General features: G+C 65.6%; 7 protein-coding genes. 2 read left to right on the top strand and 5 right to left on the bottom strand.

The genetic code is table 11. The features are described 5' to 3' along the window. Position 1: 1 nt before the first annotated feature. The 5 genes from XcyCFBP4188_RS01530 to pilG form a co-directional block, all read right to left on the bottom strand. Entirely contained in the window at positions 2 to 7,180 is a 7,179-nt protein-coding gene (locus tag XcyCFBP4188_RS01530) for an Hpt domain-containing protein (protein WP_006450738.1), read from the bottom strand. Positions 7,181 to 7,295: 115 nt separating this feature from the next. Beyond that, a complete protein-coding gene (locus XcyCFBP4188_RS01525; RefSeq protein ID WP_006450737.1) occupies positions 7,296 to 9,332 on the bottom strand; it encodes a methyl-accepting chemotaxis protein in 2,037 nt (678 codons plus the stop codon). A 39-nt stretch (positions 9,333 to 9,371) separates the two neighbouring features. Beyond that, positions 9,372 to 9,902, bottom strand: a complete 531-nt coding sequence (locus XcyCFBP4188_RS01520; protein WP_006450736.1) for a chemotaxis protein CheW — start codon at positions 9,900 to 9,902, stop codon at positions 9,372 to 9,374. Beyond that, complete coding sequence (locus tag XcyCFBP4188_RS01515) at positions 9,902 to 10,264, bottom strand: response regulator (protein ID WP_006450735.1); 363 nt, start codon at positions 10,262 to 10,264, stop codon at positions 9,902 to 9,904. The genes XcyCFBP4188_RS01520 and XcyCFBP4188_RS01515 overlap by 1 nt, the downstream gene beginning before the upstream one ends. Before the next feature lie 17 nt (positions 10,265 to 10,281). After that, positions 10,282 to 10,683 (bottom strand): twitching motility response regulator PilG, encoded by a 402-nt coding sequence (gene pilG / locus XcyCFBP4188_RS01510; RefSeq protein WP_023904776.1) that lies wholly within the window; start codon positions 10,681 to 10,683, stop codon positions 10,282 to 10,284. Between the two features lie 236 nt (positions 10,684 to 10,919). On the opposite strand from pilG, the gene gshB reads away from it, so the two are divergent. Further along, a complete protein-coding gene (gene gshB, locus XcyCFBP4188_RS01505) occupies positions 10,920 to 11,870 on the top strand; it encodes a glutathione synthase (RefSeq protein ID WP_006450733.1) in 951 nt (316 codons plus the stop codon). Continuing rightward, positions 11,867 to 12,742, top strand: a complete 876-nt coding sequence (locus tag XcyCFBP4188_RS01500; protein ID WP_023904778.1) for an energy transducer TonB — start codon at positions 11,867 to 11,869, stop codon at positions 12,740 to 12,742. The genes gshB and XcyCFBP4188_RS01500 overlap by 4 nt, the downstream gene beginning before the upstream one ends. The last annotated feature ends 276 nt before the right edge of the window (positions 12,743 to 13,018 follow it).

Genomic DNA, 13,018 nt, shown 5'->3' with positions numbered 1-13,018 from the left:
ATTATTCTCGGACACGGGCGATCCCCAGCAGGTCATACACGTTTCGCATCAGATCCAACTCTTGGTAGGGCTTGCCCAGATAACGTTGCACACCGATCTCGAAGGCACGCTGGCGATGCTTCTCGCCACTGCGCGAGGTGATCATCACGATTGGCACGGCCTTGAAGCGCGGATCGGCACGCATCGCGGTCGCCAGCTCGTAGCCGTCCATGCGCGGCATTTCGATATCCAGCAGCATCAGGTCGGGCACGCGCTCTTCGAGCAGTTCCAGCGCCTCGACGCCGTCGCGGGCGGTGGTGACATCCAGGTTGTGGCGCTCCAGCACGCGGCTGGTGACCTTGCGCATGGTCAGCGAATCGTCCACCACCATCACCAACGGTACCTGGCGCTGCGCTTCGGCCGGCGTTTCCAGCGCCGGACGCGCCGGCTGGCTGAGGTAACGACGTACCAGCGGGGCCACGTCCAGGATCACCACCACGCGGCCATCGCCGGTGATGGTGGCGCCGTAGATACCCGGCACCGAGGCGATCTGCAGACCCACCGGCTTGACCACGATTTCGCGGTTGCCCAGCACCTGATCGATCGCCACTGCCGCGCGCAGGTCGCCCGCACGCACCAGCAACAACGGCACCTGCGCCTGGCCATCGGCACGCGCAACCGGCTGGCCGACCAGCGAGCCGAGATCGTGCAGCACGTACTCCTCGCCAGCGTAGTGGTAACCGCCCTCGCCCGATTCGTAACGGCTGCGCGAGATGCGGCCGATACCGCTGACCGAACCCACCGGCACCGCGAAGGTGGTTTCGCCGATCCGCACGAATACCGCCTGGGTGACCGCCAACGTCTGCGGCAGGCGCAGGGTGAAGGTGACGCCCTGGCCGCGCACCGAGTGGATATCCACCGTGCCGCCGAGCTGACGTACTTCGTTGCGCACCACGTCCATGCCCACGCCACGGCCGGCCAGCTGACTGACCTGCTCGGAGGTGCTGAACCCGGAGGCGAAGATCAGGCCATCCAGTTCGGCCTCGCTGAGCTCCTGGCCCGGCTCGATCAGGCCGCGCTGCTCGCCGCGGCGACGGATCGCCTCGCGGTCCAGCCCGGCGCCATCGTCGGCCACTTCCAGCACGATTTCCGAACCTTCGCGGCGCAGACGGATCGCGATGCTGCCCTCTTCCGGCTTGCCCGCTTCGCGCCGTTGTTCCGGCGTTTCCAGGCCATGCGCGACCGAGTTGCGCAGCATGTGCTCCAACGGCGCGACCATGCGATCGAGCACATTGCGATCCAGTTCGCCCTGGGTGCCTTCCAGCACCAGATGCACCTGCTTGCCGGTATCGGTGGCCGCCTGGCGCACCACCCGGCGCAGACGCGGCACCAGCCCGTCGAACGGCACCATGCGCGCGCGCATCAGGCCGTCCTGCAGTTCGGAGCTGACGCGCGACTGCTGTTGCAGCAGGCCGTCGTATTGCCGCGAGAGATCTTCCAGCACGCCCTGCAGACCGCCCAAGTCGGCTGCCGATTCGTTCAGCGCGCGGCTGAGCTGCTGCAGGGTGGAGAAGCGGTCCAGTTCCAGCGGATCGAAGGTGCGGTCGCCCTGGTCCTGCTCGCGCTGATAACGCGCCACGATCTGCGCTTCGGTTTCCAGATCCAGACGCCGCAACTGGTCGCGCAGACGGGCGTTGGTGCGATCCAGTTCGCCCATGGCGCCGCGGAAGGCACCCATCTGCTGTTCCAGCCGCGAGCGGTAGATCGCCACTTCGCCGGCGTGGTTGACCAAGCGGTCGAGCAGGTCGGCACGCACGCGCACCTGTTCCTGCTGCGCGCGCGGCATCAGTTCTTCCTCGACCTGGCCCTCGACCGGGATCGGCGCCGACAGCGGTGCCGGTTCCACCGACGCCTTGGCGATCGCACGCACATCGGCGTCGCTGGGCGGGGCGGCGTTGCGGCCACGGGTGCGGGTTTCGAAGGCTTCCACCAGGTCGGTCGGCATCGCCACTGCGCGGTGCATGCCGGTTCGGGTCAACAACTGATGCAGACGATCGAAGCCGCGTTCGAACAGGCGCACGTCATCGCGATCGATGTCGGTGCGGTTGGCCGCCACCGCCTCGAGCAACGATTCGATCGCATGACCGAGATCGCCGATGGCGTTGATGCCGGCCATGCGCGCGCCGCCCTTGAGCGTGTGCAGATCGCGCTGCAGTCCGTTGAGGACATCGCGGTCTTCCGGCACTTCGCGCATGCGGGCGATCAGACCATCGCAATGGTCCAGCAGGTCGCGGCCTTCCTCGACGAAGATGTCGACCAATTCGCCATCGAGCTGATCGAAATTGAGCTGGCCGATATCGAAGGCAGCGCCGGCATCGTTGGCAGTGGTGTCGGCCGGTGCGGCTTCTTCCACCGGCGCGCTGAAGGTTGCGGTTGTGGGGTCTTCCTGCTCGCTGGCTTCTGGTTCGCTGGCCGACTCTTCGCTGGCCGGTTCGATGTGCTCGATGTGTTCGGCTTGTTGAGTGTGATCCACGTACTCAGTGGGTTCGACATGATCCGTTGCCACGATCGTGTCGTGCGTTGCGTGTTCGTCGCTGTGTCGAGCGTCGGCATCGGTGTCGCCGTCCCTGTCGGCATCCGCATCGACATCTGCAGCCGCGTCGGCATGCAGCTCCGGTGCGATCTCGGACTGCGGATCGCCGGTCTCTTCGACCTGATCGGCCACCTGTGCCATCTCGAAGGCCTGCACCGACTCGATGGTGTGCTCGGGTAAGACTTCGGCAGTTTGCTCGTGCGCCTGTGCGTCCGACAGCACTTCTTCGTTCGAGTGGGCGTGTTCTTCCGAACGCGCCTGATCGTCCGTCTGCGCGTCGGAGTGAACATGCGTTTCAGCTTCCGCATGCTCATACGAAGGCGCGGGCTCTTCCGAGTGCACCTGTTCGCCAGACTGGGCGTGTTGTTCCGAATAGGTCTGCTCGCCCAGTTGTGCGCTGTCTTCCGTGGCCACGGCAGCATCGTCGTGCACTGCGGAAACCTGTTCGTCCTGATCGGTCGATACGCTGTCCAGCGCTGCGGTTTCCGGCGTCCAGTCTTCGGCCGTCGATGCAGGCGTCTCATCGGCCACCGGGGCCTCGTCGTGTACCGCCTGCAACGCTTCGATGGTCTCGACAGGCGCTTGGTCAGCAGACGGCGTAGCGTGAACCAACTGCGCGCCGGCATCCTGCGCCGGTGCGTCGCCATCGATCTGGGCGTGCTGATCGTGCACGGCCGCGTGCTCAGTCAGCGCCTGCTGCTCGCCCTCTGCATGTTCTGCCTCTGCGCGCTCGGCATCTGCCAACTCAGCGTCCGGCGCAACAAGCGTTTGCGCATCACCCAACGCAGCTTCTGCGTCGGCCAACTCGTCCACCGCAACGTGCTCGGTCGCTTCCGGCACGTCGCGTGTTTCGTCGTGATGCGCCGCCGTGTCGGCAATCGGGGCGTGCTGCAGTTCGGTCGCATCCCAGGCGTCGGCTTCGACCACCGGCTCATCGGCCGGGGTGTCGTGCGCGTCGGCAGTGTGCGATGCGCTTTCGTCTGTGCCCTCGTGCTGCGCAACATCGCCTTGCAACGCGTCAACGACCTGCTCCGACTCGGCGGCAGATGCGAACGCATCACCGCTCGCTGCATGCGCGGTCTCGGCCACATCGCCACTCTGCTCTGCCGATGCAACACCCTGCTCTGCCGACACAACATCGGCGGTCTCGTGTGCTTCGCTTGGCGCAGGCGCTTCCAACGCGAGCGCCGAGGTGTCTTCGGCTTCCGCTTCGGCCAGCTCGTCGACCGCGATCGGTACATCGGCATCGACAGCAGCCTGCGTATCGGCATCCTGCGTCGCCTCATCGGCAACAGGGGTCGGCGTGGCGGTATCGGCCGGATGCGACGACAATGCGCTCGCATCCAGATACTGCGACAGATCCTGCATGCCGGTCAGCTCGACCGCCGTGTCGTTGCTGATTGCCTCGTCGCTCGTCGCGTCGAGACCGTCCAATTCCTCCAAAAACACCTGCGGTGGCCACTGCGCTTCCGGCAGCGTATCCGCCAACGCGCGCAGGCGCTCGGTCAATGGCGCAAACGATGGAATCAGCGGCGCATCGGCGCGCAACGCAGTGACGGTGGTGGCGATCGCCGCGGCGGTCGCCTTGATGGCATCGATGCCGTCGGCCGATGGCGTCACCGAGGCGGCGAGCAGACGCTTGACGTAACTTTCGGCCGGCGTGGTCACCAAGGTGATTTCCGGCACGTCGGTCATCGCGAACGCGCCACTCATCGTGTGCACGGCGCGCAGCACTTCTTCGCTGACCAGTTGCGGCTCTACCTGGGCGGCCTGCAGCCAGGCGTTGACGGTTTCCAGGTGGGTGGCGACTTCTGCTTCCAGAATCTCGCGCAGCACGCTGTCTACCGACGCGGGGGTGCCGCCGATTGCGGGCAGCACGCCGGCAATGGCCGGAATGTCTGGAATGACTGCGACATCTGCAACACCAGCCGTCGCTGGCGTCGCCGGCGCAGGCACGTAATAAAGTTCTTCGCCGGCGGCAACGCGCTCGGCAACGGCCTGGATTTCAGGCAGATCTGCACTGATGCGACCCTGAGCGCGCAGCGCCGCATTGAATTGCGGCAACACGTCATACGCAAGTTGCACCATCGCCACGACCGCCGGGCTGGCCGGCCGCGAGTTGTCGAGCACGCGGTTGAGCATGCTCTCGATCTTCCAGCTGAACTCGCCCAGCACATGCGCGCCGACCAGCCGACCACTGCCCTTCAAGGTGTGGAAGACGCGGCGGATCGGACGCATGGTTTCGGGGCTGTTCGGGGCGGCACGCCATACCGGTAACAGCTGCCCGAGATTGACCAGTTCTTCGTCGAACTCTTCCAGGAACACGTCGCGGATATCGTCGTCGATATCGCTGTCGCCGAAGCCGCCAAAGATGCCGGCGTCCGCAGTGCCCTGCACGGGTTCGCTGGGTACCTGCACCGGCGCTGTTTGCGCAGTGTCTGGCTCTGCGTGGGTGTCGGCGGCAGCGTAGGAAGTGGTCTTGGTCGTCAACGGCGCCTGCGGACGATTCACGTCGAACTGCGCAGCGGCAGCGTCGAGCTGGGCCAGGAACGCGGCCGATGCGTCGTCCAGTTCGAACTCGCTGACCACCGCCTGCTGCACGCGCGGCGGGCTCGACTCTGCGGTGTCTTCCACCGGCGGAGTCTGCGGCTCTGGCTCGACGTCGACGAACGGGTTGTCCGGTTCCTGCGGCGGAAGTGGCGGCAACGGCGGCGGCGAGAACGCATCGTCGATGCTGGTCTGCGCGCGGCGGGGGTTGGCTTCGGCCTCGGCGATGAAGTCCAATGGTACTTCGGTCTGATCCGCATCGCCCGGCAGATCGATCTGCTCGATCTGCAGCGGCGCCTGCTCGGCAACCACCGGCGTTGCGATGTCGTCCTGCTCCAGCGCGCTCAGATCCACCGTGTAACTGACCTGCGCAAGCTCGGCCGCCACCGTGCCGTCCTGCTCGGCCGATACCGGGTCGAACGCGGAGGTGGCGATCGGGGCGGTTTGCTCGGTGGTTTCCAACTGCCAGTCGCCGGGCGCCTGCGCGCCATCGTCGGACAGGTCCAGCGGCGCGACCGTAAACGGCACGTGCGCCTGACCGGACACGGTTTCTTCGGCAGCGACCGGGTCGAACGAGAACACCGTATCGGTGGCGGCAGCGCCGGTGTCGTGCACCACGCTGGCAGCGAACGGCGCCTCGGTCACGGTTTCGTTGGCCCATTCCAGCGAAGGCGTAGGCGCAATATCGTTGGCGGCCACAACGCCCGGCGCAGCGGCAAGCGGTGCGAACGCGGCGGCAACCGGCGGCGGCTCGACCACGTCGCCCGGCTGGTCGGCACCCACCGGCAATTCGGACGGCTGGCCCGACGGCAGCGGCCAATAGCGCAGCGTTTCCAGGCTGTTGCGGGTGATGTCCAGAATCTCTTCGCGGCCGGGACGGCGCTCGCGCAGGGCTTCCAGGTAATACTCCAGGCTGGCCATCGCATCGGCCAAGGTATCGAGCTGACGCCCGCTGGGCACGCGCTGCTTGCCGATCAATTCCAGATCGACGTAACGACGCACACCTTCCAGATAATCGGCCGCCTGCGGCAATTCGAGGATGCGCAACGCACCGCCGACTTCGCCGAGCAGATGCGGCACATTGCTCAGACGCGCGTGGTCCCAATTGGTTTCGATGAAGGCGACGAAATGCTCACGCGCCGCACCAAAATTGGCGATCGCTTCCTGTGCCAGCACGTCCACCGTGCGCCGCACTTCTGCAGAGGTGGCGCTGCTGCTGCCGTCTTCGTTTTCGCTGAAGTCGGCGCCCAGACTGGCGACCTGATCGTCCAGCGAAGCATCCACATAGAGCAGCGCGCCGGCGATATCCAGCAGCACGCCTTCGTCCATCTGCACATGGCCATCGACCACGCGTGCCAGCGCATCTCGCTGCTGCACGACCACGTTGCGCGCCACGCCCAGGCCCATCATGCCCAGGGTGTCGGCAACGCTGCCGAGATCCTTGACCTGGGTCTGCAGCTCGGCGATGTCGCCGCCGGTCCGCAGGTGCAGATCCAGCGCGTCCTTGACGCGCAGCAATTCTTCCTTGACCGCGTTGCCGACGGTGTCGAGCAACTCGCGATTGCGCCCGCTCAGGCTGCCGCGTGCGTGATCCAGTTCGGCTTCGGTGGCGACACCGGCCTGCGGATCGAACGCGAACAGCACGCTCTCGTTGAGGCCCGGTTGACCACGCGTGGCACGGATTTCATTGAGCAACGGCAGCAGCACGATCGGAATATCGCGATGGCCGTTTTGCAGGCGCTCCAGATAATCGGGCAGCAGCACGGTGCCGCGCATCAGCATGGCGCAGGCTTCGTCGCGGTCGGCCACCTCGCCCACCTGCACGGCCTGGGCCAGCAGCTCGAGCTCCTCGGCCACCATGGCCGGGGCGTACAACTCCACCATGCGCAGCGTGCCCTGCACTTGGTGCAGATAGCCGGCGCAGAAGCGCATCCGACTGGTGTCGGACGGTTCTTCGGCAAAATACTCGATCTCGTTGCGCGCCTGGCGCAACGTCTCGTCCAACTCCGGCTTGACCCAGCCCAGCGCGGCGTGACTCATCGCATCGCGAAGCGCACTCATTGCAGCCCCCTGCCTACGACCGAGGCACCGCTCACGCGGCGACCGGTCTGTTCCTGCATCGACGTAACGCGACTACGCGCCATCTGCTGTGATCCTTTCCCGTTGCGCGTCGTGGTCACGCCGGCAGCTTGAAGTCGGCGACCGAACGGCGCAGATCGGCAGCGAGCTCGGCCAGGTTGCCGATCGATTTGGCTGTCTTCTCCGCACCCTGCGATGTCTGGCTGGTGATCTGACGGATCACGCCCATGGTCTGTGTGATATCCGTCGCTGCGGCCGACTGCTGGTGCGCGGCGATGGAGATGTTCTTGATCAAATTATTCAGTGCGTTGGACACGCGCTCGATTTCGGTCAGCGCGGTACCGGCGTCTTCGGCCAGGCGTGCACCGGACACCACTTCGGAGGTGGTCTGCTCCATCGAGCTGACCGCTTCGTTGGTATCGGCCTGAATGGTCTGCACCAGGCCTTCGATCCGCCGGGTCGCGCCGGAGGTACGTTCTGCCAGGCGCTGCACTTCGTCGGCCACCACGGCGAAACCGCGACCGGCCTCGCCCGCCGAGGCCGCCTGCACCGCGGCGTTGAGCGCCAGGATGTTGGTCTGCTCGGAAATGTCGTTGATCAGCTCCACGATCGAGCCGATCTCTTGCGAGGACTCGCCCAACCGTTTGATGCGCTTGGAGGTTTCCTGGATCTGGTCGCGGATCTGGTCCATGCCCTGGATCGTCTCGCGCACCACGCCGGCACCTTCGGCGGCGATCACCACCGAGCGCTGCGCCACTTCGGCCGACTCGGTGGAGTTGCGCGAGACCTGTTCGATGCTGGCAGCGATTTCGCTGATGCGCTCGGAGGCAGTGGTGATCTGGTTGGCCTGCTGGCCGGCCGCGTCGGCCAGCTGCATCGCCGTGGCCTGGGTTTCCTGGGTCGACACGGCCACTTTTGCCGAGGTGTCGTTGATCGTGGTCACCAGGTGGCGCAACTCGTCCACGGCGTAGTTGATGGCGTCTGCGATCGCGCCGGTCATGTCCTCGGTCACCGAGGCCTTGACGGTCAGGTCGCCCTCACCGAGCGAGCTGATTTCGTCCAGCAACCGCATGATCGCCTGCTGGTTGCGGCTGTTGAATTCCACCTGCGCCTGGTAGCGCACGTCCTGCTCGCGCGAGCGCACCCGCACCGAACTCCAGACGAAACCGATGATCGCCAGCAACGCCACCAGGCCGGACACCACGCCCAGCCAGAAATTCGGGAACAGGCGCGTGTCGCGTACCGACCCGAACGCCGAGAACGCGTCGAACAGCTTCTTGCTGTCGTCGAGCATCTTGTTCGAACCGACGGTCAGCGCGGCAGCGGAGGACTGCGCGGCGAACAGATTGCGCGAGGTGGCGAGGATGGCGTCGATGTCCTTCTTCATCGTCGTCCACTGCGCCTGCGACTGCTCCAGCGCCGACAGCGCGGCCGGGTTGCGTACTGCGGCGATACCCAGTTCGTCGTTGCCGGTGCGCAGGCCTTCGAGCATCTGCGTGAACACCACCGAGTCGCGGGCCAGCGCATCGCCGGAGGCCGCCGCATTGGCGCCACCGGCGCGCATTTCGGTGACCCGACGCGCCATGGTGCCGGCGACCACCACCTGCTGCAGCGTGTTGTAGATCTGCGAGGCCGGCGCGCCGCTGACCGTCATCGCGCGCACCACTTCGTTCAACTGCGCCTGCAACTGCGGCACGCTGCCGGAGAAGCGCTCGGCGTTGCCGGCCAGACCGAGCACCGCCGGTTCGCTGGCGATAATCTGATCGGCGTTCTTGCTCAGCGGCACCCAGGTCGCCTTGAGCTGCGCCATCGCACTGGCCACCGAGCCTTCCTGGCCGTAACGGCCATCCAGTTCGCTGACCGTGCTGTCGATGCGGCCCTTGGTCTCCTTGAACGTGGCAAACGCCCTCGCATCACCGGAGACCGCTTCGCGGCCCTGGTTGGCCAGCTGCTGCGACAGCACCTGCAGATCGGCCGCGCCGGTGCCGGCGCCGGCAAGGCGACTGCCCTGCCAGGTGGCGACGCCGGTGTTGGCGCCAAACACGATCATCGACAACACCAGCAAGCCAAGCCAGAAGCTGGTGCTGACGCTGCCGAGCTTGTTGGTCTTGCGGGCGTCCGGGGCGGTACTCATGGTTCGACCTCGATCTGTATGACGTGGCGGGGTCGCGGCTTAGGCCGCGGCCTGCCGGAATTCAGGAGTGCGCGACAGCAACGCCAGGGAGAACACACCCCAGTCCTGCGTCTCGTTGCGAAAGGCACGTTCAATGAAATGGGCGTAGCGGCCTTGCGCCAACTCGCCGGGTTCGACCGCCTGGACCTGCTCGAAGCTGCGCTGGCCGTACAACTCATCGATGGTCAGCGCGACGTCGCCGCCGCTCTGGCGCATGATCAGCACACGCTGGCCTTCCTGCAACACCGTGCGCCGGCCCTCCAGGAACTGCTTCAGATCGATCACCGGAAACAGGTTGCCGCGCAGGTTGCCCACGCCCAGCAGCCAGGGCTGTGCGCCCGGCACCGGTGTGACCGGCGGCATCGGCACGATTTCCGCCACTTCGCGGAAATCCGAGACCAGGCGCCGGGTACCGACGCGATAACCGACGCCACGCCAGATATCGGCCGAGAACTGGCGTTCCGGCAGCGCCGTGGCGTGCGCAAGACTACGACGCTCGTAGTCTTCAAGAATGTCGAATGGAGAACGCATCAACGCACCAGTTGTTTGATGCGGGCGATCAGATCGTCTTCGCGCGGCGGCTTGACGATGTAGTCGCTGGCACCTTGTCGCAAACCCCAGGCCTTGTCGGTTTCCATGCCCTTGGTGCTGACCAGCAGCACGGGGATGTCCTTGGTGGCCTGGTCGCGTGCAAGTGCACGCGTTGCCTGGAAGCCGCTCATGCCGGGCAGCACCACATCCATCAACACCAGATCGGGCGCCTGGCTGCGAATCAGCTCAAGTCCCGCTTCGGCGTTGTCGGTGGCGACGACGGTATGGCCTGCTTTTTCCAGCCATTGACTGAAGACTGCCCGGTCGGTGGGCGAGTCCTCGATCAATATAATTCGAGCCATGTTGCCTTTCCCCCTGGTCAGGCGTGGACGTACGTGCGAATCGCGCTCAGTAGTTCTTCACGAGTGAATGGCTTGGTCAGATATTGCTCGGAGCCGACGATGCGGCCGCGTGCCTTGTCGAACAGGCCATCCTTGGACGACAACATGATCACCGGCGTCGACTTGAAGAGCTGGTTGCCCTTGATCAACGCGCACGTCTGGTACCCATCCAGGCGCGGCATCATGATGTCGACAAAAATGATTTGAGGTTGTTGGTCCGCAATTTTGGCCAGTGCCTCGAAACCATCCGTTGCTGTCACTACTTCACACCCTTCTCGCTTGAGCAGCGTTTCGGCGGTGCGGCGAATAGTCTTCGAATCGTCGATGACCATCACCTTCAGTCCTGCGAGTTCCCCACCCGCAGCAATGTGTTCACTCATGCAAATATCCCCGGACGTGCAACGCTTCTTCCTTTCCGTCGTCGCTACGAAACTGCATGTATATCCCAAGACCCGCATTGACTGTCAAGGGCGCATTGCCGGGGCCCCGCCAGGCGGACGTTCCGACCGCGTCTGGGTGCGTCAAGACCGGCTAGTCGCGCACTACGACCCGCCAGGCGCGCCATCGCCCACCGCTTGAAGTTACCATCGGCAGTCTGTTCGAAAGGTTTAGTCCCATGTCGCTCGACGTCGTTGTGGTGATGGATCCCATCGCCTCCATCAAAATCGCCAAAGACACTACCTTCGCCATGTTGCTGGAAGCGCAGCGCCGTGGCCACCGTTTGCAGTATGTGCGCCCCGGCGGACTCAGCCTGCGCGACGGACGCGCGGTGGCGCAGGTCGCGCCCCTGAGCGTGCGCGAAGACAAGGCCAGCTGGTTCACGCTGGGCGAATTCGCCGAGCTGGCGTTCGGTCCCGGCCAGGTGGTGCTGATGCGCAAGGACCCGCCGGTGGATGCGGAGTTCATCTACGACACCCAGGTGCTGAGCGTCGCCCAGCGCGCTGGCGCGCAAGTGGTCAACGACCCGCAGGGTCTGCGCGATTACAACGAGAAGCTGGCCGCGCTGCTGTTTCCGCAATGCTGCCCGCCGACGCTGGTCAGCCGCGATGCGGCGGCGCTGAAGGCCTTCGTGCTGGAACATGGGCAAGCCGTGCTCAAGCCGCTGGACGGCATGGGCGGGCGCTCGATCTTCCGCAGCGGCACCGGCGACCCCAACCTCAACGTGATCCTGGAGACGTTGACCGACGGCAACCGCAACCTGACCCTGGCGCAGCGCTTCATCCCCGACATCACCGCCGGCGACAAGCGCATTTTGCTGGTCGATGGGGTGCCGGTGGACTACTGCCTGGCGCGGATTCCGCAAGGCGACGAATTCCGCGGCAATCTGGCCGCCGGCGGACGTGGCGAAGGCCGCCCGCTGTCCGAGCGCGACCGCTGGATCGCCGCGCAGGTCGGCCCGGAAATGCGCCGCCGCGGCATGCGCTTCGTCGGCCTGGATGTGATCGGCGATTACCTGACCGAGGTCAACGTCACCAGCCCGACCTGCGTGCGCGAGCTGGATGCGCAGTTCGGTTTGAACATCGCCGGGCTGCTGTTCGACGCGATCGAGGCCGGCGCTGCGCAATGAGCGCGGCTGCGGCACTGCCGGCCCCCATGGACGAGCGCCGGCGGCTGACCACGACGCTGGTGATCTCGTTGCTGCTGCACGGGGTGCTGATCCTGGGCGTGGGCTTTGCGGTCAGCGAAGACGCGCCGCTGGTGCCGACGCTGGATGTGATCTTCAGCCAGACCAGCACCCCGCTCACGCCCAAGCAGGCCGATTTCCTGGCCCAGGCCAATCAGCAGGGCGGCGGCAATCACGCCACCGCGCAGCGCCCGCGCGACAGCCAGCCCGGCGTGGTGCCGCAGGACCGCAGTGGACTGGCAGCGCAGGCGCAGCGCGCCACCACGGTGCAGGCGCCCGAACCGACGCAGACCCGCGTGGTCGCCAGTCGCCGCGGCGAGCAGACCGTGCCGACCCCGCAACCGAATCCGCAGACCGACCCGCTCACCCCGGCCGATGCGCAACGCGTGCAGCGCGACGCGGAAATGGCCCGGCTCGCGGCAGAGGTGCATCTGCGCTCGGAGCAATACGCCAAGCGTCCCAATCGCAAGTTCGTCTCGGCCAGCACGCGCGAATACGCCTACGCCAACTATCTGCGTGCATGGGTGGACCGCGCCGAGCGCGTCGGCAATCTCAATTACCCGGATGAAGCGCGCAGGCGCCGACTCGGCGGCAAGGTGGTGATCAGCGTGGGCGTACGCCGCGACGGCAGCGTGGAAAGCAGCCGCGTGCTGATCTCCAGCGGCACCCCGGCGCTGGATGCAGCGGCGCTGCGCGTGGTGCAGCTGGCGCAGCCGTTTCCGCCGCTACCCAGCACCAAGGACGATGTGGATATCCTGCAGGTCACGCGCACGTGGTTGTTTTTGCCCGGCGGCGAGCTGCACGACGATCGTTGAGGTGTGGTGGGTTGAGGTGTGGTGTGTTTGATCGATGATGCGACCAAATATGTCGCCATCTTTTGCCAACTGCTCGCGACGGTTTGTCAGCCACCTTAAGACCGTGAGATCTTGGCTGTGTTGGGAGGAGCAGAAGCAGAGCGGATGATCTGCAGCCTGGCTGCAGGGCCCTTGCCCGCCCACCATCGCAGGACACGCCGCAAGTACGTCCTTGTAGCAACTGTGTTGTTGGAGGGGCTTTGGCCACTCCGTAAGCCGGGCACGGTGGTGCCGGCT

It is taken from the genome of Xanthomonas hortorum pv. cynarae, from assembly GCF_002939985.1.
In the GTDB taxonomy this organism is placed as follows: Bacteria; Pseudomonadota; Gammaproteobacteria; order Xanthomonadales; family Xanthomonadaceae; genus Xanthomonas; species Xanthomonas hortorum_D.
Note: the sequence above shows the minus strand (reverse complement) of the source record. Positions and strands in the feature narration are given on the sequence as shown.